We start from the raw sequence: 25055 nt of genomic DNA, 5'->3' as shown, positions 1-25055 counted from the left end.
TGAGGGTCCCAAGGCGACGTAGTGCCGCCTTGGGATTGTGATTTAGTGAGCGAACTTCTTGATTTCGCCAGATTTGAGGCGTGCGGAATAGGACGCCAGTTCTTCCCGCACAATCGACATCAGGAAGTAAAGTGCCGTGATATTCACAACAGCCATGGCAAAGATCGCCGCATCCGAGAAGTCAATGACAGGACCAAGGCTTGCCGCCGCACCGATCACGATAAAGATGCAGAAAATGACCTTGAATGTCAGCTCAGAAGCTTTCCCTTCGCCAAAGAGATAGGTCCACGCTTTGAGCCCGTAGTATGACCACGAAATCATCGTGGAGAAGGCAAAGAGCACAACCGCGATCGCCAGTACATACGGGAACCAACTGATGCCAGAGGCAAATGCCGCAGAGGTCAGAGCCACACCGCTGGTGTCGCCAACCGTGGCAATCGCGGAACCCGCTTCGTTCAGCGCATAAAGACCTGTTGCCTCGTCGATGATCAACTGACCGGAGATGGTGATGACCAAAGCCGTCATTGTACAAATCACAACTGTATCGATGAGCGGCTCAAGCAGAGACACAAAACCTTCTGTGATCGGCTCTTTGGTTTTCACCGCAGAGTGCGCAATGGCCGCGGAACCAACACCGGCTTCGTTCGAGAACGCCGCCCGTTTGAAGCCTTGGATCAACGCGCCGACAAATCCGCCCGCAACTCCGAGACCCGTGAAAGCGCCTGCGAAGATCTGACCAAAAGCCCAGCCAATCTGGTCATAGTTGACCAGCAAGATGACCAGCGCGGCGCCGACATAGAGGATGCCCATGAAGGGAACAACCTTTTCTGTGACGTTCGCAATGGATTTGATACCACCCACGATCACCGCAAAAACGACGCCGGCAAAAATGATGCCTGTGATCCAACCGGGATAGTCACCGACAATACCGGAGATCTGCGCATGTGCCTGATTGGCCTGGAACATGTTACCGCCCCCGAGCGCACCCAGAATACAGAACACAGAGAACAGGATCGCCAATGCACCACCGCCCGGCAGTCCGCGTTCCTTAAAGCCCTTGGAGATGTAATACATCGGGCCACCGGAAACGGTCCCATCCGGGTATTCGTTGCGATATTTCACGCCCAGCGTACATTCTGTGAACTTGGAAGCCATTCCAAGAAGACCCGCGAGGATCATCCAGAAAGTGGCGCCTGGACCGCCAATGCCGACAGCGACGGCGACCCCGGCAATGTTACCCAGACCAACGGTCCCGGACAACGCCGTTGCAAGCGCCTGAAAGTGACTAACTTCACCGGCATCATCCGGGTCAGAATAGTCGCCCTTCACAAGCGAGATCGAATGCGAAAAGTAACGCACTTGCACAAACGAAAAGTAGATGGTGAAGACAGAAGCCGCCACAACCAACCACAACACGATCCAGGGAAAACTGGTGCCGGGCAGGGGGGCGAAAATCAGGCTGACAAAAGGGCCGGTGAACTGGGCAAAGGTTTGGTTTACCTTTTCATCCAGCGACATCGCTTCCTGCGCAAAAGCAGGCAATGCGGCTCCGGTCGCCATGGCGGCGAGCAAAGCTCTGTTAAACAATTTCATGGTTTTTGTCCCTTTCATCCAATGACCGTGACTGGCACGGTTGCGCTCATGACAAGGTTGGCTGTCGAGCTGCCGAAAATACGTGTGGCAAAACCACCCTCTGATGACCGGCACACGATAATCTGATGCCCACCTTCTTTTTCGCAGATGCTGTTGAGTGTCTGGGCGACATCGCCGTGGCGCACGATGCCCGACGCTTTCATTCCCGCCTCGGTGAGGCCGGTCACCGCAGGATCAACAATCCGCTCCTTTGCCATCGAGATTTCTTCTTCACGCCGTTTGTGTCTTTGCGCGTTTTCCTCTGCCGTCTGAAAAGAATACGGCGACCATTCGATCACATAAGCGACCAAAAGCTCACAGTCTCCAATCCTCTCCGCCAGATCTCTGGCATAGGATACGGCGCGGTCACCTGACCCTTGCCCATCCAAGCCAATCACCAGTTTAGTGGTCATTTTCTGTCCCTTTTTTAGTTTTTTGTTCCGTTGTACGGATCAGTTTCAACGCATACGTGTTTTTCGGCAAACCAAATTTTGGAATCCGGTTCAAAGATGTCACGGGTCGCGTTCCGGACATTTTACTTAAAGTGGTTGGTTTTTCCGCCTTCAATTTGCTTTTGAACGGAGGAATCCCCTTTTTTTCATAAATATGCAGGAAAAGTGACTAGTTTCATGTGCCGCAAAAGGGCTGAAAGTTTCAGCCGCAAGCGCAAGAATCGCTCGTTTTGCGCCACTTGCGTGAGCGGAGATGCTATGCGGGGCGTGCGTTTTGGCGGACAAAACGGCGAACGCGGGACATGTGCTTCGTTTGTTGAGCGGCGTTACACTTCTGGAATTACGCATTCGACAGTTTCGAACAAAGAGTTCTGGAGTGTCGAACAATTCCTCCTAAAGGATAACATGAATTCAATAGTTTAGGTTCGATCTGTCGATTTTGGGAATCTCCAGCCTGAGACCTTCATGCCAAATCACAGAAGCTGAATTGGACCTAGGGCCTGTTTGCTCATCACTTCTTGCCCAATGGATCGGGAAGGCGTTTTCTGATCGTCGGATTTCGAAACTGTGAACGCGTTTCTGCAGTGTAAGGTTAAATTTACAGTTGTGATTGTAATTAATCCGTGACACATTGTCAGGTACAGTGTGCGTTCTTTAAGGTTAGACCTCTCGGGCAAAGGCAAATGAATTCCCGAGTACGTCTGATTACGTCAATTAACGGAGGACGGAATATGGCGGAAAGTGACGACAAAGTTTGGCCAACAGGCCTGACGCTCGACGAGGCAGAAGAGGTGCATAGCTATCTTATTGATGGCACGCGCGTTTTTGGCGCAATAGCGCTACTGGCTCACATTCTGGTCGCGTTTGCGACCCCTTGGCTCGGATAAAGGAGGCACGTCATGAATAATGCAAAGATGTGGCTCGTTGTGAAGCCGACCGTAGGCGTTCCGATCTTCCTGAGCGCTGTGGCAATCGGATCCTTCGCGGTTCACGTGGCGGTTCTCAGCAACACCACCTGGGTTTCTGACTTCCTGTCAGGCAACGAACTGGGATCGGGGGAGCAATCTGCGGCGATCCTGAGTGACACGGACATGAACGCGGCGAAAGCCACATATGTCATGCCATCGGGACAGGACGCGCGTGAGGTGACAATCATCATGTCAGATGGCACGCCCGTCAAAGCGATTCTTCAGCCGCCAGAGGTTCACGCCACGGCAGCTGGTTCCGGATCACACTCGGTCATTACTCAATAAAAGATCGGGCCCGTAGCATCAGTTGCCGGGCCCAATCGTTTCTCAATTGAGGACGTTTGTACTGCGTTTCGCGGTATGAACGGAAATTGATCAAAGAAATGTTTGACTACAGCGCCTTTGCCACGCGGAAATTGGCGGCCCTTGGCCCCAAGTATCTGCCGTTTGCGGATGTGGCGACAGCCGAAGTGCCGCTGCGACGCCTGCTCAGGCTGTCCCTGTTTCAGGTCACTGTTGGTATGGCACTGGTTTTGCTGGTGGGCACGTTGAACCGTGTGATGATCGTTGAATTGTCGGTCCCTGCCTCTCTTGTTGCGCTTATGTTGGCGCTCCCCTTGATTTTTGCCCCATTCAGAACGTTGATCGGATTCAAATCCGACGTGCATGTTTCTGCACTGGGGCTGCGCCGTGTGCCCTATATCTGGAAGGGCACGCTTTTCCAATTTGGTGGTTTTGCCATCATGCCTTTTGCGCTGTTGGTGCTATCGCGCTATGGCTACGCCGCCGACGCGCCTCTTTGGCTCGGTTACATCTCCGCCGCCCTGTCTTTTCTCCTTGTCGGGGCTGGCGTGCATATGGTGCAAACCGTTGGTCTTGCTCTGGCAACTGATCTTGTCAAAGAGCAAGACCAGCCAAAAGTTGTCGGTTTGATGTATGTCATGCTGTTGGTTGGTATGGTGGTCAGCGCTTTGATTTTTGGTGCACTGCTGGAAACCTTTTCTGCGGGACGTTTGGCGCAGGTGATCCAAGGGGCCGCGGTTGTGACGGTCGGTTTGAACATGTACGCCATGTGGCAGCAGGAACCGCGTGACAGAGAGCGCGCGCGCATGATGAAGCAGGCCGAGCCGATGTATTTTTCCGATGCATGGAAACTCCTGATGCAATCAAAAGGCATGTTGCGCTTGTTGATTGTCATTGGCTTGGGCACTTTTGGTTTCGGTATGGCGGACGTTTTGCTGGAGCCCTACGGAGGTCAGGCGCTTGGTCTTTCCGTTGCGAATACAACCAAGCTGACGGCGCTTTTTGCGGCTGGAACGCTGTTGGGCTTTGGTATTGCGTCTCGTGGGCTGGCTCAGAACGGGTCACCTGCCTGGTTCGGGATCTATGGTGCGGCGATCGGCGTGCCGGGTTTTGCTGCGATCATACTGTCCTCTCAAGGGGCCGGCATCCCCGCGTTCCTGATGGGGGTTTTGGCGACCGGGATAGGGGCGGGGTTGTTTGGCCACGCAACGCTGACAGCGACAATCCGCGCTGCGCCCAAAGAACGCATTGGGCTGGCCTTGGGCGCATGGGGCGCGGTACAGGCGACATCGGCCGGAATTGGAATCGCGCTGGCAGGCATTTTGCGCGATGTCATCATCGGTTTTCAGGGGGCGTCTGGAAACACATCTGAAACGCCCTACAATGTAGTATTCACAATAGAGATTGTGTTTTTGATATCGGCAATTGCGGTGGCGATGCCTTTTGTCAGAAACATGAAAAAGCGAAGAAATCAGCCGGAGACGTGCGTACCTGGTCCTGAGCATTCAAACGCAAACACAAACCCGGTGGAGGTGTCATGACGAAGGTAATCACACGGTATTTCGATAGCACGGAAAAGGCCCGAGCGGTACGAAACGAGCTGGTGTATCGGAGACGGTTCTCCCAGAGAATTGTGGCGCTCTATGAAAACGCAGACGGCGTCACGGGTGATCTGACAGCCGCAGATGTGGATGTTGATACCGCGAAAGCCTATCAAAAACGCTTGTCCAAGGGGGGCGCAGTTCTGCTGGTGCGGGCGGGCTTCAAACCGCTGAGCGTTGCGCAAACCGCTCGTGATGTGATGACACAGATGGGTGCATCAGATCTGGGTGAGATGGTCGAAGAGGTCTATGTCGAGGATCCGGTGGCGCCAAGCGTCAGCATATTGCAGGACCACCCGTTAATATTGTCCAGACGCAGAGATCCTTACGCAACGAACGTTCACATGGCCGATTGGCCAATCCCGCTGATCAGCCGACGCAAGCCTTTTGCCGAGTCACTGCTCGAGCCGCGGCATGCGCATATGGCAAATTGGCCAATTCCTCTGATTAGTCGCCGCAAACCCTACACGGGTTCTGCCATTGCACCACATGCGCGGATGGCCAATTTTCCCATCCCGCTGCTGAGCGACCGCAAGCCTTCCGACAAATTCGCCTTTCCGCGTCATGCACGGATGGCTGATTTTCCGATCCCATTGCTGAGCAAGAGAAAACCCTACACCGGGTCGCTGATCCCGCGTCATCAAAGGATGGCAAACTGGCCGTTTCCGCATCTTATCAATGGCAAAACGGGCACCAACTCATTGATGCCCAAGGGACCGCGGATGGCCAATTTTCCGATCTCGCTGTTGAGCAAACGCAAGCCTACCGACAAGTTCGCTTTCCCCAGACATGCACGGATGGCCAATTTCCCGATCTCTTTGATCAGCAAACGCAAGCCATTTAACGAGTCGGCCATTCCGCGCCATGGACGCATGGCTGATTTCATACTGCCGCTTGTGATCAAACACGCCGAAAGAGCAGAGGCAGATGGAGCCGAAGGGTTTTCTTTTTCGCGCTTCTTTGGCCTGCCGACGCTGGTCAAGCGTTAGGCCCAAGGTCTTGCGGCCGGAAAAAGCGTTGCCGGCCAACCTGTCAAATGTCAGTTACGAGCCGCAGAAAACGCGGCTCGTGTTTTTGCTGGCAGTATCGCGCGTTAGTTCTCATTGAGATCGACAGCCGCACGCGTGCCGCTTTCACGCGTGTCGGTAACAAGGCTCCACACATGTCCGGGAAAAAGTGTCCGACATTGGGATTGAAGGTTCCTTGTGTCCTTACGACTTCGAGATGAACCAGCTGCATCGACGTTGAAGGTTTTCCGAGATTTTTGACTTTTGTATCGGGCGTCAAGCGCTCTGGTCGTATCAGTTTCTTTCGTGACTGGTCTCGCACAGCGGCTTTGTAAATTAGATTTTCGCCCGGACAAGACTTGGTGTTTAAGGGCCCGTTCAGGTGTGCATATCGGGAGGTGGCGCCAGTCCCGATGTGTTGGGGGGGCCTTTGCCGCATACTGTTTACGGACCGCCGGATGGTCCGGACCCAACGATGCCAGCTTTAAGCTTCGCCTGCGGCACAACTCGTCAAGGTTCAGTCTCCATGCCCGAAAAGAACTCTCTGCAAGCGGCTGAGACTGCGCTTCGAACCTATTTGCCACCGAACAAAACGCGGTCAATCTGCTCCGCGGGGGTTCAGGCAGCAAATTCAACACGTTGCTGCGAATTTTCCCTCAGCAGAGCATGAGATTGGACGCAACTAACGACCCATATTGCGGGTGAAGACAAGCTGGGAATGACGAGATCATATTAAAAGAGCGTGTGGTGAAATGATCTCATTTGGTCCGTGCACTGTGAGTTCGGCAAGGTCTGCAAACGACTTTCAATTTAACGACGGGATGAAAACCTTGTGAGCGCCCGGTTGATCACAGTCTTAAACTCAGCTTTCAAAACGGTTCGATCTCATCTGCAGACAGCGCATATCCGATCTCTGCCAATTGCGTGGTCATCGAGGCAGTCCCAAACATGCCAATGACGTTGACAGCCTCAAACAGGCCCGAACTTTCGTAAGGTTTTTCTGTGGTTACAAACACCAGCTGATTGGCTGGCGGTGGCGGAACATGCACACAGGCGCCAACAAATGGAACCAGGATAAAGGCTGTAACACCGGTGCCAGAGTAGTCAATGGGCACGATGTAGCCCGGCAAACGCACAATTTGACCGTTCCAATCCGTGCGCAGGCCGCTTGATTCGGGTTGCTCGCTGATGAGGCTGGAGGAGCTGTGATCAATGACGCCGCGCAGGGAGGGGGGGATAAAGCTCTCCCCTTCGGGAACTAGGTCAGCCCAATTCAGGTCAAGATAGGCATCAGCGAAAGCGGTGCCGGGCATCAAGCCGAGCATCCCGAAACCCCTCATCAGCGTTCTGCGATTCATCCGTTTTCATCCCATTCAAAAACTTCCATCGCATCCGCCTGCATCGTATAGCCAATGTCGGCCAGTTCTGTGGACAGAAATTCGTGTTGCATTTTGCCCGTGACCCAGACGGCTTCCCACAAAGTGTCGCTCGGCCATGGGGTCTGTGTCGTCACAAAGACAAGTTGGTTCGCCGGCGGTGGCGGGACATGAATGCACGCCCCGACATAGGGCACCAGAATGAAGCTTGTGATCCCTGCCGACGTCACATCCCATGGGATGATATACCCGGGCATTTTGATATATGCTCCGTTGAGCGCATCGTTCAGTTTGGTCGCATTTTCATCAAACAATGGGCGCCAATAGTCGTTTTGTTCGTCGACTTCGCCTTCGCCAATGATCTCCGAATAGGGGACGTTTGGCGGGATCAATTCATCCCATCCAATTTGCCGCGGGCCAGAAGCGCGCGCAATGCGGGGGAGTAGGGCGCCGACGGCTGCTGTCGTCAAAAGACTGCGGCGTGAGATTTTCATCTGTGGGACCCTCTTTTCAGTTTCGCACGAGCATACCATCCGCGAGCGACATTCGATAGGCCCTCAGCGCCGGTAGCAAACTCACAATTGCGCCAGCTGTGGTTACACCGAGGAGCACCCATAATTCGCGCATGCTTGGCGCATCGATGGGCAACCAAAGGCCAAAGGCACGGTCCACCATCGGCTGAGACACGAAAAGGGCGACATAAAGCAGCGCGAAACCCAAAAGCGCGCCAACAGTCGCCATGACGGCGGCCTCCAAAACCAGCATCCCGACGATGACCCGCGGTCGCGCGCCCATGGCCCGAAAAATTGCCATTTCCCGGCGCCGTTCGTTCAAACTGGAAAAAATCGTAGCCATCATGCCAATCAGAGCGGTCACCACCACCATTCCTGAGACGGCAATGAGGGCCGTTTCGGCGATGCCAACAATTTGCCATAACTCCTGCAGCGCGAGGCCGGGCAGAATCGCGAGAAGCGGTTCCAGCGGATATTCGTTGATCGACCTTTGCAACCCAAACACCTGCAGGCGGCTTTTGGCGCCAATAAGGGCTGCTGTTATGGCTTGTGGTTGCAAATCCATTTGACGGATTGCCTCAGCGGGCGTGGATTGGCCCGGAATTTTGGCACCACTGCGCCAATCGACATGGATGGCCTCGATGGCGCGCAGGCCGACGATGACGGTGCGATCCACGGGCGTGCCGGTTTTTTCCAGAATACCCGATACGCGGAAGGGCTGGTCGTCATGATGGCTGAAGGAGGCAATGCCATGTGAGACCACGATCGGATCCCCGATATCATATCCGAGCGTCGCAGCAACATCAGCGCCGATCACAGTGTCAAACAGGTCTGAAAATACAGCCCCCTCTCGCAATGCCAGTGATCTGCCTGAACGGTACTTATAACGCTCGAAATATTCGACTGTGGTGCCCATCACGCGAAACTGACGGTGGCTGTCACCCAGTGAAATTGGGACGATCCAATCCACTTCTGGCCGGTTCGCAACGTCTAAATAGCTTTCCCAACTGAGGTTGTTGGTGGCATTGCCAATTCGAAAAACTGAATACAGCAGAAGTTGTACCGATCCGGACCGCGCGCCAACGATAAGATCGGTGCCGGAAATTGTATCCGCAAAGCTTGCTTTGGCGCCTGTGCGTACTTTTTCCACACCCAAGAATAACGCGACAGACAAGGCAATCGCCAGAATGGTCATCGCAACTGTCAGAGCGCGCGCGATCAGCGAGCCAAGTGCCAGCCGCAATATCATGCGCTCGTGTGCCCGGCCTGAGCGATGTCTTTCATCTGCAGGACGCGGTCAAACTGATCCGCCAACCTTGCATCGTGGCTGACCATCAATAACGTCGTGTCATTGCCGCGCGACTGAGTGAACAACAAATTCAGGAAGGTGCTTTGCGTTGCCGCATCAAGCGAAGAGGTGGGCTCGTCGGCAATAATCAGCGGCGGAGTGCCAATCAAGGCGCGGGCCGCCGCGACCCTTTGTTGCTGTCCCACGCTCAATTCACCAGCACGCATGGTCATGATTTCCTCTGGTAACCCCATATCTCGGCACAACCGTTCCGCTTCCTCATCTGGCGACATCACGCGCTTGCGCCGGCCCGGAGCGAAGCGCAAAGGCAGCAGGATATTATCTAAAACAGCAGCGAAAGGCAGTAAATTGAACTGCTGAAAAATCAGGCCAATCTGTTCTGCACGAAACCCGTCGCGCTTGCCGGCAGGTAACTCGGAAATGTCTGTTCCGGCCACTGATACAGTGCCTGACTGCGCGGTGATTGTTCCACAGATCAAAGACAGAAGCGTAGATTTTCCCGAACCACTTTCTCCGAGCAACAAGACCGTTTCTCCGGTCTTTATGCTCATTTTCGGTATGGACAGGCCAAAGGAATCCTGTCCCCGCCAGCGGTAACGGACGTCGTCAAGACTTACGATCGGTGTTGGGGTTTGCACGCCGGGACGGATATCAGAACATACCGCGAAGATCCAGCGTCGGTGCATCTTTCATGACTTCGAACGCCTGCGCGCCCCGCTCTGTTATGATTTGAACTTCCAGCTCCAAAGCATTTGGAAATGTTTCGAAATACACGAAACCTATGTTGGAGATGGCAGCAGGATCGGCACAATTCAATTGATACTCGGCATGAAACTCGGTGTGCCCGGCAGCCTCCTCATGGTCCTCATGCGCATGTTCATCATCATGCCCGTGTTCATCGTCGTGCGCATGTTCATCATGATCGTCATGCCCGTGTTCACCCTCGTGACCGGCGTGTTCTTCATGCTCAGCGGCCTCACTTTCCAACTCGGCCGAAGCGGCCACCACGCTACACCCGGCGGACCCGGGAAGAACAAACAGATCCAGCGGCCGGGCCAGGATGGCAACAGCGGCGTCGACGGCCGCTCTGTCCTCTGCCGAGCGCGCTGCGTATTCAAAACCGACGATGTCAGCGCCGGGCGCGTGCAACGCCATTTCAATCCGCGTACCTTCAATGGCGATATCCAACTGACCCACACCGTGTTCATGAGCATCAAGTTGGCGCGTTTCGCCGCCCAGAACCGGTGAAGCGCTGAGAGAGAGCAGGGCAAGAAGTGAGAGTGATTTCATTTCTGTAATCCTTTGGATATTTCGGTTTGATTTCATATGGCGCAGTATTTGCAGGACCCATGTATTTCGACGAAGTGATGTGCGATATGTAAGGTTGACTTGGAGTAGACAGAAGTTTGTGCCTGACGAAATGGCGCGCCGTCGTGCTCGGCATGAGCTGGGTAGGTTTGGTTGATTTAAAGAGATGGATCAGCGATGCGATGCGCGTAACTGTACATTACCCAAGACATGATTGACCTGGGTTTACGCGCGCGCGCCTGAGCCGCGGGCAATAAAGCCGCGCGTAGGATGGTGCGGGGCGAAACGCTCGGTTGATGCGCTCTCATTTGCCCGCAAACATCATATTTTCCTGGTGTTTGGATTGAACACCCAAGACTTTGGATTGTCGTTTTTCAACCTGTGTGTCCATGTCACGTACGCTCCACTTACTTTCATTTAGGTTACTTTATAATATAACAAAAGGCAAATCGCTAACTTGCAATAAGCGGCGCAACGCAATCATTTTTCTTGATGGGAGGAAGGATCTTTCGAGCGCGTCGCAAACAGTTTTGCCAAACCTCGCCGAGCTTGGCGGAAAAAAGCGAAGCAAGACCTTCAGGCAAGGGGGTTTTGCCAAGGTCGCAGGGTTTTGCTGCGGGATATCGGGCGTAAGCAAAAAACTCGAGCGGCTGTAAACATCCTTTTGGGTGCGATTTTCAATCCCCAAATTCTTCGCAGCTGAGATGGAACTTCCGCTGAGCAAGGTTATCGAGCCACAACAGAGAAAAGGTATTGGGGTAACTCCAAGCGTTCGCTCAAGTGTTGAACTCCGCCCCCCCTGCGGTTTTGCTGGAGACATTTTAGCTTGGTATATGCTGACCCCATAACCCCATTTGCGCGTTTACCAGGCGATTTCGGTTTTGGATTTCCATTCTCTCCCGCGAATGATGACCTGGTTCAGAACAGACCGAATGTCGTTTTGGCAAGCGCGGTGTTCGATGAAGCACCAGGGCTGACGTCACAAGGCTTCTCCACAGCAGTGCGCAGCCTTTCGAAGCAGTTGATCGATACATACAGGCAGCCGCGATCAGAGGGGGGCAGGCGCTGTTCAGCAGGGCGGCGGGCGTAATTGCCCTGATCCTAAGCATCGGGGACGAACCGGGTGTGGGACGTCGCCGCCTTTCAGGTAACGATCCGGTAGGCAAAACTGTCGATATCGAAAGCCACATAGCCAAATCCGCGCCATGGCGACAGGCCTGTAAAATCGGGCACCCAGAGCGGGCCAGATCCTGATACGCGAAAAGGCGAGTTCGCCGTGTACGAGGCCGAATCCAGAAGGTTGACCGTGCGTGGTTTTGGCCTGTCTGCCGCGCTGAACGTCGTTAATACCCATGTCGCGCATCACCCTTTCAACGGTACAGCGGGCCATACCAAAGCCTGCCCGTTTCATCGCATACCACAGTTTGCGCGCCCCTCAGACAGACAGTTTTTATTCCCAAACCCGCTTTAACGCATCGCGCAGCCAGGCCTCCTGCTTGACGTGATCCGAGGCTCGTTCAGGATCATGGTCCACAGCCAGATGATCATGAAAGTGGGCGCCGCACATCAACGCGACTCCGCTTTGATCGCGGTGTTCCTCAATGAAGGCAATTTTTTGCGTAACACACGCCCTCCGAGGCGATTAGGGACATGGGAGAGATCAGCCAAATCATGGCGGAGGTCGAGATATGGCAATATGAGGCCGCACCCGTTGCGGTTGGCCAGCCAGTGGAACTGGCTGCATCTGGACCGGGGTGGACACCGATTTCCAAGGTCATGGATTAGCTTGACCTAGGGGCGACAGGGTTTGATTTCGGATGATATGGCGGCCAACTCCGATGTCCATGTGATCCGATTTTGGTGCCTTTGGACGAAGGTTCTTCAGTCGTTGCCGCGCTTTTCTGCCAAGGCAGGCGCATCGGGGTCCTTGTCTACATGTTTTTGTCCCTGTGGAGGAAGGTAGGCCGAGGAAAACGGTCGATCCGAACGACAGTGACGACGCATCAATTTCAAAAAGACACGCTATGCAGTCCGCGTAGGGAAAGAAATCGCCTGTTGCTTCAAAAGACTCGAGCTTCTCGTCATGGGTGCAAGCAAGAATCCTTCCCACTGCTAGCTTAGCAGAACGGACCCCAATGCCTGGACCACCGCGGCTTGCGTTGGTTCGGTGACCGCGATGCCCGTGGATTGCGACAGCTTCAACTTGTGACCGGCCATCCCTGCACAGCCCAGCAACAGGGTGTCGGCCATATCAATCTCGATCAGGTCACGCGCGACCTCAAGAACACGCGGAAAGGCCGCGTCGTCTTCGCTTTCTGCAACCGTCAGGTGCAAGGCGCGTTCGCCCGCAAGTCGCCCCTCCAGTCCCAGCGCGCGGATGTAGGGCAGGTGGCGCGCGATAGATTTGGGCCCCAATGCAATGACACCAACCCGGTCGCCGCGCTGCAGGGCGGCAAACAGTCCGCTTTCCTGAATGCCATAGACCGGTTTTGGTGTTGCATCGCGGCACAGTGCCAAGCCGGGGTCAGAATAACAGGCGATGACATAGGCATCGGCATCGTCGCGGCGCAGGATCATCTCCCGGAGGGGCAGCAATACTGAATCCGCGTGAAGCTGTGTTTCGATGCCAAAGGGGCCCTCTGTCAGTGTTGCGCATTCAATCGTGACCCTGCCCGGAATCGCGAGGGGGGCGAGCGCGGCGGCCAGACCATCCGTGACAGCTTGGTTCGAGTTTGGGTTGATGACCAGGATACGTTTCATCGTGAGAGCCCTTAGAAAAGATGTGCGCCGAAATTGGTGTCCGCGTGCATCTCGGGCGCACGGGGCGGCAAGAAGCCCGTGGAATCAAATGGTTTGCGCGCCAGAAACTGACCATCGCCCGGTTTGGCTTTCAGCTCCCCGCCATCGACGATCATGCGCCCCCGGTTGATCACGCTGACAGGCCAACCCTGCAATTGCCAACCCTCAAAGGGGGTGTAGTCCATATTGTCATGCATGCCAGTGGCGGTCACTTGGGTTACCTTGCCGGGATCCCAGATCGCGATATCAGCGTCATAACCGATGGCGATGGTCCCTTTGCGATCGTCCATTCCGAAAAGTTTGGCAGCATTGCTTGCCGTCAGCGCAACAAAAGTGCTCAGCGACATACGCCCTTTCTGTACGCCTTCTGAAAACAGAAGCGGCGCGCGCAACTCGATGCCCGGCATACCATTTGCGATGCTATTGAAGGCCGGATTGTCCCCTGCCGAAAGCTTGCCGGTTTTGTCGAAGCGATATGGCGCATGGTCGGAAGAGTAGAGTTGCAGAGTGCCGGCGTTGAGATGTCGCCACATATCCGTTTGCGTTTGCAGATCCCTCAGCGGCGGCGAACAGCAGAATTTTGCGCCCTCGGCACCAGGTCGATCAAGATCCTGCGCAGTCAGGAACATGTATTGCGGGCAGGTCTCGCCAAAAATCATGCGCCCATCCATTCGGGCCTCTGCCACGGCACGCGCGCCAGCGTCTGTTGAGATATGAACAAAAAGCAATGGGGCCTCGACAAAGGACGCCAATGCGATGCCTCGACGCACCGCCTCCACCTCGGAAGCGGCGGGATGGCTTACAGCGTGATATTTTGGCGCATCGTAGCCACGCTCAATCAACCGCTGGACCATCCATTTTATGAGCGCGTTGTTTTCTGCATGCACCATGGTCAGCCCGCCGTTGTCACGCGCCATGACGAGGATATCCAGCATCTGTTCATCCGAAACGATCATTTTGTCGTAGGTCATGAAAACCTTGAATGAGGTGATGCCGCGGGCAAAGGCAGCGGGCAGCTCTTCATGCAAAACGGTGTCCGTCGGGTCCGAGACGATGAGGTGGTAGGAATAGTCGATCACCGAGTTCGGTGCGGCCCGGTTGTCATAGGTTTTCAGCACATCGGCAATGGTCTGGCCCCGGTGCTGCGCGGCAAAGGGCACGATGGTCGTATTCCCGCCAAAAGCCGCAGAGATGCTGCCGCTCAAATAGTCATCCGCTGTCATTGCCCCGGTGGCGGATTCCTGTGCAATATGGCAGTGCGTTTCAATTCCGCCGGGCAATACATATTTGCCGCGCGCGTCGATGGTCTCGCGGCCCTGAAGGCCGAGACCAAGTGCGGCGATCTTGCCGTCGATGATCCCTACATCAGCGGTGAAGCTGGAACAGGCGTTGGCGACAAGCCCGCCCTTGATGACAAGGTCGTAATCTGACACGTCAGCGCCCCCTTTCGATATTGGTCATAGCGTGAATTCCGTGACGTTGAGCTCTTCCAACCGCCTTTCCAGACGAGTGGTAAGCCGTGTAATATCATCCATATCCAAAGCGCTGAGCTTGGGCCCGGGCAACCGCGGTGCATTGCATGTCATGGCATCGCGCCGGCGTAGGATTTCCTTGCGGATGGCAAGGCCGGCACCCGGTTGTTGTTCAAGCCGGATGATCGGAAGGAAAGCGTCAAAAATATCCGACGCACGGTCAACCTGGCCCGTGTTACACAGGTTCACGACCGTGACCAGCATCTCGGGATAGGCAAAGCCGGTCATCGCACCATCAGCGCCGCGCTGCATTTCTTCGGGGAGGAAGACACCACCATTCCCGCATAGGATGGATACCCGCCGCGTGCCCTGATCCTTCGCCATTTGGCGCACGGCAGAGAGTTTGTTCAGGCCCGGCCAGTCTTCGTGCTTGAGCATCACAAGCTGGTCGAAATCCGCCACCATGCGGGTGAAAAGCGCGGCGGACAGATGTACGCCGGTCGAAAGCGGGAAATCCTGATGGCAGACCGGGATGTGCGGTCCAAGGGCAGTAAAGCATTGTTCGTAGTAACCGTAATGAGCATCATCTGTCGCAATACCCCGCGGCGGAGCAATCATCACACCTGCCGCGCCTTTGTCCATCGCGTCGCGGCTGAGCGCAGCAAGCATTCCCGTCCCGGCTGCTGACACCCCGACGAGAACCGGCACACGGCCGTTCACGCGGGTCAGCATATGGGCGGCGAATGTGCTGGCTTCCTCAAAAGAAAGTTTGGTGGCTTCGCCCATCATGCCGAGGATCGTCAGGCCACTGACGCCTTTGGAGAGGTAGAATTCGACGAGACGGTCAGCGCTGGCATAGTCGATTTCTCCGCTTGCAAGAAACGGCGTTGCTGAAATGACGTAGACGCCGGAGGTGGCCTCGCAGAGGGTCATATGGATGGCTCTTTTTCAGGGCGCGGTGGCACCGGGATGTCAAAACTTTGGGTCACATCAAAATAGCTGTTGCCGAACAGTCTTCCCAAAGGGCGATAGGCGGCAAGATCTACGTAAAAACTCTGCGGGTCAATGATGCCCTCCCGCGCGTGCAAGGCAAGGATCTCAGCGATACAAAGGTGGCGTCGCTCGGTGATCTGGCGCAACTCGAATAGACGACATTCAAGTCGGACCGGCGCTTCAGCAATGCCGGGAACATTGATGTGGTGCGACGGGGCGGGTGTCAGTCCGGCAAAACCAAACTCACTTTCCCCCGGATCAAGCGCGGTGGCGCAGGCAGCCATGGCAGGGCCAAGCGCATGATCGACAAGGTTGATGACCAACGCGTTGGTTTCTTTGATGTTGCGGGTCGTGTCTTTGAGACGATCGTTGTCGCGCCGGTCCTCAAAACCGAGAACGGCGAGAGCCGGATCTTCCGAAAAGACATTGAAAAAGCTGAAAGGTGCGGCATTCAGGGTGCCGTCAGTACCTTGCGTTGAAACCAGCGCGATGGGGCGGGGAATGACTGTCGCCGTCAGCAGCTTGTATCGCTCTTGTGGCGCAGTTTTGGTGAAATCAACAAACATATCAAGCTTTGGGTGGTTCCGCGCCAGTGCGTTCAGTGATCAAACCATAATGTTCAATTCGCCGGTGTCGAGCAAAGTCAAAGATCGTTGATTTACCAAAGGTGCATAGATCCAGATCACAGGCATGCACAATCATCTCATCCTGCTCGCTGTCGCATTCAGCAACGATTTTACCGTTGGGATCAACGATCACGGTGCCTCCGATGAGCTGATGGCCGTCCTCATCACCGGCCTTTGCCACAGCGACAACCCAGGTGGCATTTTGATAGGCCCCTGATTGGACGGATAGGCGGTGATGGAACAACCGATCCGAGGGGCCTTCTGCAGACATCTGCGAATTCACTGACGGCGTGTTATAGCCCAGCATCACCATTTCCACCCCCTGCAGGCCCATCACGCGATAGGTCTCGGGCCAGCGCCGGTCATTGCAAATGCACATCCCCATCAACCCGCCATGGGCGTGCCAGACAGGAAAGCCCAGATCACCTGGTTCAAAGTAGCGTTTTTCAAGGTGCTGAAAGGCGCGTTCCGTGTCTAATTCTGAATGGCCCGGCAAATGGACCTTGCGGTATTTGCCGATAACCGTGCCATCTGTGCCAGTCAGGATCGAGGTGTTGAAATGCCGCCCTTCCGGCGTCAGTTCCGCATACCCCAGAGACAGGCCCATCCCATAGTCGCGCGCCCGGTCAAAAAGCGGCTGTGTCGCTGGCCCCGGCATCTCGCGTTCGAACCACGTATCGACCTCGGCAGGATCCTCCATGTACCAGCGAGGGAAGAACGTGGTAAGCGTAAGTTCGGGAAAGATGGCCAGCGTCGCACCAGCGGCATGGGCTTGCTCCAAAAGCGAAATCATGCGCGCTACAACTTCCGCGCGGCTTTCCTCCCTCTGGATTGGTCCCATTTGCAGGGCGGCGGTCACGACTTCACGCATGTGCATGTCTCCTCTTTAGGCATTCAGTTTGTGCTCCAACCGGCTGGCCAGACGCACGGCGGGCCACAGCAGCACCAGATACATCGCAGCCGCCATAACGATCGGCGAGGCGTTATAGGTCACGGAGCGGGCCATTTCGGCGCTGTAAAGCAATTCAGCAAATGCCACGACCGAGGCGAGCGAGGTCAGTTTAACAACTTCGATGGAATTGCCCACCAAATCGGGCAATACGTTGCGGATAGCCTGCGGCAGAACAACGAAAACCTGTGTTTGAAAAGCGCTCAATCCGGTGGAACGAGCGGCTTCGCGTTGTCCCGAGCCAATTGAGTCCAGACCTGCTCTGAAAATTTCACCGTAGTAGGCCGAATTGTTCAGGAAGAACGAGACGCAGACTGCTGCAAAGGGGCTGAGCCGGATGCCAGCAAATGGCAATCCTGCCGAAATAAAGATGAGCAGCGCAAGAGGGGGCACCGCGCGAAAGATATCCACGAGGACCGCCAAGGGCCAGCGGATACGGCGCATTGAGGACGTTGAGGCCAATGCAACGCAAAGCCCGCCGATCAGACCCATGGGGATAACTGCAAGGCAGAGCAGGACCGTCAGCCCAAGCCCTTTGACCATCAGAGGCCATGTCTTGATCATGATTTCCAGGTTGAAGAATTGATGTATCAACGCCTCCATCAGGCGCGTTTCCAGGCGAATTGGGTCTCGATCCAGCGGCCCAGATAAACGACCGGAACGAACAGGATCAGATAGGCGACGGTTGCCATCATCAGAGGCGTGGCATTGCCTGCAAAGGACTGCGCCGTCGTGGCCTGGTTCAACAGCTCGCCGACACCGATTACCATACCAAGGGCCGTGTTCTTGGTAATTGCGATAGTTCGGTTGGTCAACGGTGCAATCGTCAGGCGCACGGCTTGAGGTAGGATGACATAGATGAGCGTGGTCAGAAAACCCATGCCCGTCGACCGTGCGGCATGCCATTGGCCATCGTCAACCGACAGGATGCCAGCCCAGAAAATCTCCTCCGCAAAGGCGGCCAGGACAAGCGACAGCACCAGCCAAAGCACCATGTATCCCGACAGGGTGACGCCAACATTGGGCAGGCCGAAATACAGCAGAAGGATGAGCACCAGAGGTGGCAGCGCGCGCAGCAAGTCCACCCAGAGAACGATAACAATGTTCAATACGCGGATGCGATAGCTGCGGATGATCGCCAGTATCAGGCCGAGGCACAGCCCGGTGAGAACCACCAGAACAGCGACCTGACAGGTCACAAAGAAACCTTTGACGATGTCAGGCAGATATTGCTGCATGACGTTGGCATTGAAAAAAGTATCAAGGAACCTCTCGGAGCGTGTCATGCGACCCTCACTCGGCAGTTTGCAGCAGGAATTGCTGTGTGCGCGGGTGTGAAGGAGCGTCAAAGATCTGCGATGGCGGGCCGGACTCGACAATTGCACCATCTGCCATGAACACCACCCGGTCAGCCGCGCTGCGCGCGAACCGCATCTCATGGCTGACAACGACCATGGTCATCCCTTCGTCTTTGAGAGTTGCCAGAACCTTGAGCACTTCGCCCACAAGTTCCGGGTCAAGCGCGCTGGTCGGTTCATCAAAGAGCATGATACGCGGCTCTAGGGCGAGGGAACGCGCAATGGCGACGCGTTGTTGTTGTCCGCCAGACAGTTGCGCAGGATAGTGGCGTGCGCGATCAGCAAGACCAACGCGATCAAGTTGCGCCAGAGCAATTTCAGTGGCTTCCTTGCGGGATTTCTTAAGCACCTTTTGCAGCGCCAGCCTGACATTCCCCAAAGCCGACAGATGGGGGTAAAGATTGAAGGACTGAAACACCATGCCGATGCGGCGGCGCACCTCATTGAGATTTGTGCCTTTGGAAGTAATATCCTGCCCTTCAATAAATATCTGCCCTGCCGTTGGTTCCGTCAGTCGGTTGCAACAGCGCAGCAGGCTGCTTTTGCCTGATCCTGATGGCCCGATCACAAAGGTCGTCTCGCCACAGCCCACGTCCAGATCGATGCCGCGCAGGATTTCAGACGCGCCATAGTTCAGGTGCAGGCCCGCGATTGAGAGAAGCGCGTCTGGGGGTGGCATTCTAGTGTCTCGCCGCGCCATCGTCGCGATGCCCTGCGCCGCCTGGAGCAGGGCACGTTGCGATCAGGAACACGATTGGGTGTTTGCGGTTTCATCATACCCGGTCATGCCAGGGATCCCAAATCCCGGATAGACCGTCATCGCGGCGGAATCCGCAGCTGGTGTGACACCAAACCATTTCTCGGACAGCTCGGCAATTTTGCCACTGCTCTTGAGGCACTCTAGCGCGCCTTCAACCTTTACCCGCAATTCCGCGCTGGCTTTGGGGAAAGGAATTGCAAAGACACGGCCGGTTGAATGAAGATAGGACAGTTCCAGTTGCGGGGTTTGTTTGACGGCCCATGCGGACACCGTATTGCCCGCAACATTTGCAAAGGCGCGACCCGACAGAACGGCCTGAACTGCGTCGGTATTGGTGCCGTAGGACTCAACCGTCCAGCCGATCTCAGATTCCAGACCACGCGCCCATTTGTCGTATGCAGAGCCTTTGTTCACGGCGATGGTCTTGTCTTTGAAACCTTCCAACGACTCCACCGGATCCGTCCCTGCCTTGACAACGAATTGATAGTCCGTGTTCAGATATCCTTCGGAGAACAGCATGTTTTCGCTGCGTTCTTCGGTGACTGTTGTGGGGGCGACCAGAAAATCATAGGTGCCCGCCTGCATGCCGGGCAAGAGGCCGGACCATTGCGCGGCTGTCAATTCGAACTTGGTCCCCATTTGTTCAGCAAGTGCGGCAGCCAGATCAACGTTGAAGCCTTCGACCCCGCCATCCAGTTTTGGCATGGCATGCGGCGCAAACGTGCCGTCGAGCGCGACTTTGTATACGTCTTGAGACATGGCAGGCCCGGACACAGCCAGGACGGCCAGAGCGCAAGCGAATATTTTTGTGATTTTCATGTTTAACTCCCGGTTTTTTTAATTTCTGCTTTTTGAGACAGGCGCACGAGGATGGCATGCCATTTTGGATACCAAGAGATCAGGCATGTGACGAGGATTTATTTCAAGCGTCCAGAATGTTCAGGGGGCTTTGGAAACCCAGACCGGGGAATTTGCCGCATTTTTGGGCGTCAACAGGGTATGGAACCGGGGTCTGGCCTGAATGGTTTGCAATCATTCAATTAAAAAGGTGATTTTGATGCATATCGCTCAGGCACGTTGAAATGGTCTGGCTCCCTCTTGATGATCCCTTGGACCACGCACCGGAGAAGAATATGGCAAAGCTGACATGGATTGACGGCGCGACCCTGGTCACTTTGGACGCCGATCAAACGGTCATCCAAGAGGGCGACATCTGGTTTGACAGGGATAGGATTGTCGCGGTTGGCAAAAAGGGGAGCTTCACGCCGGAAGAAGGCACAAAAGTAACCCGTGTCGATGGCGCGCGGCGCGTTGTAATGCCAGGCTTGGTGAACGGGCATGTGCACAGTTACGGAGCCTTGCTCAAAGGTTCGGTCGATGCGGTGCCTCTGGACGTCTTCATGATCAATGCAATTGCCGGCGCGGGCAAGCGCTCTGCGCGCGATGCCTATATTTCCGCGATGCTCGGGGCGATTGAAATGGTGTCGACGGGCACCACGGGGTGTCTTGATCATTGCTCACATCGACCGGCACATACGCCGGACGCCCTGGATGCGATATGTCAAGCTTATGCGGATGTGGGGATGCGGGCCGCTGTTGCGCCTATGTTCTCCGATTTGCCCTTTGTGGAAACACTGCCGTTTGAAGAAGACAGACCTGATACTCACAAGCTCGGGTTTCTGCCTTCCGATCCGGTACCCCATGATGCCTATTTCGAGATTGTGGCCGAAGCTGTGTCGCGTTGGAAAGACAACTCCTTGGTGACGATAATGTTGGGTGCCGACAGCCCGCAACGCTGTTCTGATGCGTTACTGCGCAGGGCAGGGGCATTTTGCATGGATCATGGGATCGGCAATCACACCCATCTGCTTGAGGCGCGAACCCAATGGGCGATGTCCAAGCAAAGAGATCCGCGTGGCTTTGTGGCCTATCTGGCGGAGTGTGGTCTGGCCGGGCCGCTCAGCTCTTTCGCGCACTTCATCTGGTTTACCGATGAAGATCTGGAGCATTTGGTTACGGCTGGAACGACTGTGGTGCATAACCCGTCCAGCAATCTGATCCTCGGCTCGGGCGTCCAGCCTTTGCTGAAGCTGACCGAGGCGGGAGTGCCCGTCGCCTTTGGTTCAGATGGTTTGAACGCTGGCAATGCGGTGATGTTTGAAAAGACCCGCTTGGCTGCGCTTTTGCACCGGGTCACCGAAACCGACAGCAGCCGTTGGCTGACCGCCGGACCCTTGCTCCGCATGGCGACGGTGAACGGGGCGCGTCTGTTGGGGGCAGAAGGGCAACGCGGGATGCTGGCGGTGGGACAAGCGGCGGATATGGTTTTGCTGGACCAGAACGCGCTGACCATGACGCCTCTGGGAGAGCCACAAACGCAATTGGTGCATTACGAGACCGGTGCTGGCGTGGCGGATGTCTATGTCGCAGGGGAACAGGTGATCGCAGATGGCAAACCCACCCGCGTTGATCGCGAAGCGATACTGGAGGAAGCCCGCGAGATTGCGGCACGGCTGGTGACAGACAGTTCAGACCTGCTGGAGAAAGCGGCGGCCTTGCACCCTGATATCTTGTCGATGGTGAAGCGCGTTCATGCGGTTGACTGTGGTCCTTGCAGGATTGCGCGACTCTAAAGTGACCTAAATTTGGTCAGACTGCTGACAAACTGCCCGCTGAGACGCGGAACACTGCGGCCAAGCCAGATGATATACCATCGCGCTGATCATCATCGTGCTGATCATGCGTAGATATATGCGTTTGACGTAGAAACACTTGGGAGCACGATAATGCTAAAGAATTTACTGGGCGCAGCCGCCATGAGCGTGGCGGCACTGGGAGTGGAGACCGCGGCCGCGGCGGAAGACTTGACCGAGATTAACTTCTCGCTTGACTGGGCATGGCAAGGGATGCACGGGCCTTTCTTGCTGGCGCTGGATCGCGGATATTATGAGGAGGCTGGTCTGAAAGTGACGTTCGACCGTGGCTACGGATCCGGCGACACCATTTCCAAGATCGCGGCCAAAGCCTATCCGATGGGGTTTGCGGAAGGCACCAGCCTGTTGAAATTCAACTCCGAGAACCCGGATGACCAGGTGATTACGGTACTGGTGATCAACGATCAGTCCCCGACTGGCGTGATTTCGACGGCTGAGAACGGCGTAAAAACACCGGCAGACTTGATGGGCAAGAAAGTCTCGGCGACACAAAACGCTGCAACAGTGTTGCTTTGGCCGGTTTTTGCAGAGTTGAACGGATTGGACCCGGATGGCATCGAATATCTCTTTGTCGAGCCGTCTTTGCGCGATTCAATGGTCATTCAGGGGCAGGCGGATGCCACCTTCGGCTTTTCCACAACCACGGTTCTGAACATGGAGCAGGCAGGGTTAGCCAAAGAAGACGTAACCTATTTCACGATGGCCCAGTATGGCCTGAAGCCTTACAGCTCCTCGATCATTGTGCGCAAAGACTGGGCGGCTGAGAATCCCGAAACCGTCAAAGGGTTCGTTGCCGCGACAGTGAAGGGCATGATCGACATGTTCAAAGACCCTGACGCGGGGATTGCACTGCTCAAGGCACAAGAGCCGCTGATCGACGTCGAGATCGAAACAGCGCGTTGGTATCTGGCCGAAGAACTCGCGCTGCTGACCCCAAGTGTTCTGGAGAACGGCATCAGCGTCGTGGACCGGGAGCGGTATGAGACCGCGGCCAAACAGGTGGCGGCTGCTTTCGATATCGCGGTTGAGCCTAACATGGATGATTACTTTGACGGATCTTTCTTGCCGCCGCTGGCAGATCGACAGATTCCGGACGTGGCCAAAGCACGTCACCAGTAAAGCCGGTTCAAACGAAACTAATGGAGGCGCCCCATATTTATGGGCGCCTTTTTTCTAACCACCTCCGGCTGCGGTTGTCGTGACCTGCGTCTGGCCACGCGTGGCCCACCCGGTTGTGCGTCTTTCAATCCAGGCAAAGACCTCATAGATCAGCACGCCCATAATCGCCACCACCACCAGACCGGCAAAGACCAGGGGGACGTCAAAACGAGAGCTGGCATTCAACATCAGATATCCAATCCCCGCATTCGCAGCGATGGTTTCCGAAATCACCGAGCCCACCAGTGCAAGCGTGATCGCGACTTTGAGCGAGGCAAAGAAATAGGGTGCCGACCGTGGTAGCCCGACCTTGATCAGCACGTCCTTTCGCGACGCACCCAGAGAGCGCAGAACATCTTCCAGCTCAGGCTCGACTGTGGCCAGCCCCGCCGCGACATTCACGACGATCGGAAAGAAGGACAACATAAAAGCGGTGATCACCGCAGGCACGGTGCCAATCCCGAACCAGATGACGAGGATCGGAACGATGGCGACCTTTGGCACCGAGTTGAACGCAATCAACACCGGATAAAGGGCACGGTACAACAGGCGTGACCAGCCCACAGCGACACCCATAAGCAGCCCACCCAATACGGCAAAGAAGAATCCCACGAGCGTTGTAAAGAGAGTCTGCCACGCATGGATTGCAATCACGGGGGCCCACGTCCAGAGGCTCGCAATGATCGCACTGGGGGCGGGCAGAACGAATTTCGGCACGTTGAAGATTTGAACGTATAATTCCCACAAAATCAGCGTTGGAACAGCAATCAGCCAAGGGCCAAACATTTCGACCAGCCTGGCCGCAGTGATGGTTGCGCGCGGGGTCTGGGTCCCGTTGGGTTTTACATCGCTCATGCTTGCCTCTCGCGTGAAATATGTGCCCTCAGATCGTGTACGACATCGACGAATTCGGGTTTGAACGTATCGTCCAGCGTTCTGGGAAAAGGCATGTTGATATCCCGGGTGGCTACGATGTGGCCCGGACGCGCCGACATCACGTGTATCTTGTCCGCCAGATAGACCGCTTCACGCAGGTCATGGGTGACGAGGATTACGGTAAAATTACGCTCCATCCACAGCTCTTGCAGGACGCCCCACAACTCTTCGCGCGTGAACGCATCCAAGGCCGCAAAGGGTTCGTCCAGCATCAGGAGTTCCGGTTCGTGAATCAGCGCACGGCAGAGAGAGGCCCGTTGCTGCATCCCGCCGGATAACTCCCAAGGCGACTTGTCGGCAAAATCCGCCAATCCGACCGACGCCAGAAGCGCCATTGCGCGGTCCACGTACTCCCGCTTTTGACTGCGCAGCCTGCTGCGGTGCGGCTCCACTATTTCAAGCGGTAGCATCACGTTGTCCAGGGTTGTCCGCCATGGCAGCAAAGTGGGGTTCTGAAACGCCATACCGCTGATCTTGAGCGGGCCATCTACGACCTGACCTGCTACTTTCACATTGCCGCGCGTGGGTGGGATCAGACCCGTGACCAAGCGCATCAATGAAGACTTACCGCAGCCTGACGGCCCGACCACCGCCGCAAAACCGCCTTTGGGCACGGAAAACGTCGTTCCTTTGAGAGCCTCGACACCGCCTTCTGCGCCGCTGTAGACGATGTCGACATCGGAAATGTCGATCAGCGTTTCGGCTATTGCCGCGTCTTTCATTCTGAGATCCCCAAACATCCCGCTGTCTTTCCAACGACTCTGCGGAAACACAGTTGAACGTCCAGATGTTTAAGGTGAATTTCCAGATAGTACCGCCTCG

The 25055-nt window shown here is 55.6% G+C and carries 25 protein-coding genes; 7 read left to right on the top strand and 18 right to left on the bottom strand.

All coding sequences use genetic code 11. The annotated features are described in order from the left end of the window. Positions 1-42: 42 nt before the first annotated feature. Both R8G34_03145 and R8G34_03140 read right to left on the bottom strand, forming a co-directional pair. Positions 43-1593: an alanine/glycine:cation symporter family protein gene (locus R8G34_03145; protein MDW3221874.1), complete on the bottom strand. Its 1551-nt coding sequence runs from the start codon at positions 1591-1593 to the stop codon at positions 43-45. 14 nt (positions 1594-1607) lie between these two features. Next, on the bottom strand, positions 1608-2045 hold the full coding sequence (locus R8G34_03140; protein ID MDW3221873.1) for a universal stress protein: 438 nt from the start codon (positions 2043-2045) through the stop codon (positions 1608-1610). Positions 2046-2815: 770 nt separating this feature from the next. On the opposite strand from R8G34_03140, the gene pufB reads away from it, so the two are divergent. The 4 genes from pufB to R8G34_03120 all read left to right on the top strand — a co-directional run bounded on the left by pufB (position 2816) and on the right by R8G34_03120 (position 5945). Beyond that, positions 2816-2971: a light-harvesting antenna LH1, beta subunit gene (gene pufB, locus R8G34_03135; protein MDW3221872.1), complete on the top strand. Its 156-nt coding sequence runs from the start codon at positions 2816-2818 to the stop codon at positions 2969-2971. Between the two features lie 12 nt (positions 2972-2983). Continuing rightward, positions 2984-3337, top strand: a complete 354-nt coding sequence (locus tag R8G34_03130; protein ID MDW3221871.1) for a light-harvesting protein — start codon at positions 2984-2986, stop codon at positions 3335-3337. A 98-nt stretch (positions 3338-3435) separates the two neighbouring features. Beyond that, the gene (locus R8G34_03125; protein ID MDW3221870.1) at positions 3436-4896 is read left to right on the top strand and encodes a PucC family protein; all 1461 of its coding nucleotides are present in this window, start codon (positions 3436-3438) and stop codon (positions 4894-4896) included. Next, entirely contained in the window at positions 4893-5945 is a 1053-nt protein-coding gene (locus R8G34_03120) for a PucR family transcriptional regulator (GenBank protein MDW3221869.1), read from the top strand. The genes R8G34_03125 and R8G34_03120 overlap by 4 nt, the downstream gene beginning before the upstream one ends. An 887-nt stretch (positions 5946-6832) precedes the next feature. Here R8G34_03120 and R8G34_03115 read toward each other — a convergent pair. From R8G34_03115 to R8G34_03095, 5 genes are read right to left on the bottom strand one after another with little or no spacing between them, the layout of a single operon-like run. After that, on the bottom strand, positions 6833-7321 hold the full coding sequence (locus tag R8G34_03115) for a DUF3299 domain-containing protein (protein ID MDW3221868.1): 489 nt from the start codon (positions 7319-7321) through the stop codon (positions 6833-6835). Next, positions 7318-7833: a DUF3299 domain-containing protein gene (locus R8G34_03110; GenBank protein MDW3221867.1), complete on the bottom strand. Its 516-nt coding sequence runs from the start codon at positions 7831-7833 to the stop codon at positions 7318-7320. The genes R8G34_03115 and R8G34_03110 overlap by 4 nt, the downstream gene beginning before the upstream one ends. A gap of 16 nt (positions 7834-7849) precedes the next feature. Further along, the gene (locus R8G34_03105; GenBank protein ID MDW3221866.1) at positions 7850-9100 is read right to left on the bottom strand and encodes an ABC transporter permease; all 1251 of its coding nucleotides are present in this window, start codon (positions 9098-9100) and stop codon (positions 7850-7852) included. After that, complete coding sequence (locus R8G34_03100) at positions 9097-9798, bottom strand: ABC transporter ATP-binding protein (GenBank protein ID MDW3221865.1); 702 nt, start codon at positions 9796-9798, stop codon at positions 9097-9099. Before R8G34_03100 ends, R8G34_03105 begins: the two co-directional genes overlap by 4 nt. Positions 9799-9811: 13 nt before the next feature. Beyond that, positions 9812-10450 (bottom strand): DUF2796 domain-containing protein, encoded by a 639-nt coding sequence (locus tag R8G34_03095; protein ID MDW3221864.1) that lies wholly within the window; start codon positions 10448-10450, stop codon positions 9812-9814. 1668 nt (positions 10451-12118) lie between these two features. Here R8G34_03095 and R8G34_03090 point away from each other — a divergent pair. Further along, positions 12119-12253, top strand: a complete 135-nt coding sequence (locus R8G34_03090; protein MDW3221863.1) for a hypothetical protein — start codon at positions 12119-12121, stop codon at positions 12251-12253. Between the two features lie 327 nt (positions 12254-12580). Here R8G34_03090 and R8G34_03085 read toward each other — a convergent pair whose 3' ends face one another. The 9 genes from R8G34_03085 to R8G34_03045 form a co-directional block, all read right to left on the bottom strand. Further along, on the bottom strand, positions 12581-13228 hold the full coding sequence (locus R8G34_03085) for an aspartate/glutamate racemase family protein (protein MDW3221862.1): 648 nt from the start codon (positions 13226-13228) through the stop codon (positions 12581-12583). A gap of 11 nt (positions 13229-13239) precedes the next feature. Continuing rightward, a complete protein-coding gene (gene hydA, locus R8G34_03080; GenBank protein ID MDW3221861.1) occupies positions 13240-14700 on the bottom strand; it encodes a dihydropyrimidinase in 1461 nt (486 codons plus the stop codon). A gap of 24 nt (positions 14701-14724) precedes the next feature. After that, entirely contained in the window at positions 14725-15672 is a 948-nt protein-coding gene (locus R8G34_03075) for a dihydrodipicolinate synthase family protein (GenBank protein ID MDW3221860.1), read from the bottom strand. Further along, entirely contained in the window at positions 15669-16298 is a 630-nt protein-coding gene (locus tag R8G34_03070) for a flavin reductase family protein (GenBank protein ID MDW3221859.1), read from the bottom strand. Before R8G34_03070 ends, R8G34_03075 begins: the two co-directional genes overlap by 4 nt. A 1-nt stretch (position 16299) precedes the next feature. Beyond that, positions 16300-17229, bottom strand: coding sequence for an N-carbamoyl-D-amino-acid hydrolase (locus tag R8G34_03065; GenBank protein MDW3221858.1), 930 nt, complete (start codon positions 17227-17229; stop codon positions 16300-16302). Positions 17230-17244: 15 nt separating this feature from the next. Further along, positions 17245-17910: an amino acid ABC transporter permease gene (locus tag R8G34_03060; protein MDW3221857.1), complete on the bottom strand. Its 666-nt coding sequence runs from the start codon at positions 17908-17910 to the stop codon at positions 17245-17247. Continuing rightward, complete coding sequence (locus tag R8G34_03055) at positions 17910-18593, bottom strand: amino acid ABC transporter permease (GenBank protein ID MDW3221856.1); 684 nt, start codon at positions 18591-18593, stop codon at positions 17910-17912. The genes R8G34_03060 and R8G34_03055 overlap by 1 nt, the downstream gene beginning before the upstream one ends. 7 nt (positions 18594-18600) lie before the next feature. After that, complete coding sequence (locus R8G34_03050; protein ID MDW3221855.1) at positions 18601-19344, bottom strand: amino acid ABC transporter ATP-binding protein; 744 nt, start codon at positions 19342-19344, stop codon at positions 18601-18603. A gap of 63 nt (positions 19345-19407) precedes the next feature. Beyond that, complete coding sequence (locus tag R8G34_03045; protein ID MDW3221854.1) at positions 19408-20244, bottom strand: transporter substrate-binding domain-containing protein; 837 nt, start codon at positions 20242-20244, stop codon at positions 19408-19410. Positions 20245-20558: 314 nt separating this feature from the next. On the opposite strand from R8G34_03045, the gene R8G34_03040 reads away from it, so the two are divergent. Further along, complete coding sequence (locus tag R8G34_03040) at positions 20559-22058, top strand: amidohydrolase family protein (GenBank protein MDW3221853.1); 1500 nt, start codon at positions 20559-20561, stop codon at positions 22056-22058. A gap of 153 nt (positions 22059-22211) precedes the next feature. Further along, the gene (locus R8G34_03035) at positions 22212-23258 is read left to right on the top strand and encodes an ABC transporter substrate-binding protein (protein MDW3221852.1); all 1047 of its coding nucleotides are present in this window, start codon (positions 22212-22214) and stop codon (positions 23256-23258) included. A 54-nt stretch (positions 23259-23312) separates the two neighbouring features. On the opposite strand, the gene R8G34_03030 is transcribed toward R8G34_03035, so the two are convergent. Both R8G34_03030 and R8G34_03025 read right to left on the bottom strand, forming a co-directional pair. Next, complete coding sequence (locus R8G34_03030; GenBank protein ID MDW3221851.1) at positions 23313-24152, bottom strand: ABC transporter permease; 840 nt, start codon at positions 24150-24152, stop codon at positions 23313-23315. Then, the gene (locus R8G34_03025) at positions 24149-24955 is read right to left on the bottom strand and encodes an ABC transporter ATP-binding protein (GenBank protein ID MDW3221850.1); all 807 of its coding nucleotides are present in this window, start codon (positions 24953-24955) and stop codon (positions 24149-24151) included. The genes R8G34_03030 and R8G34_03025 overlap by 4 nt, the downstream gene beginning before the upstream one ends. Positions 24956-25055 lie beyond the last annotated feature (100 nt).

Source organism: Paracoccaceae bacterium (assembly GCA_033344815.1).
In the GTDB taxonomy this organism is placed as follows: domain Bacteria; phylum Pseudomonadota; class Alphaproteobacteria; order Rhodobacterales; family Rhodobacteraceae; genus Roseobacter.
This window is presented reverse-complemented; position numbering and strand designations above follow the sequence as displayed.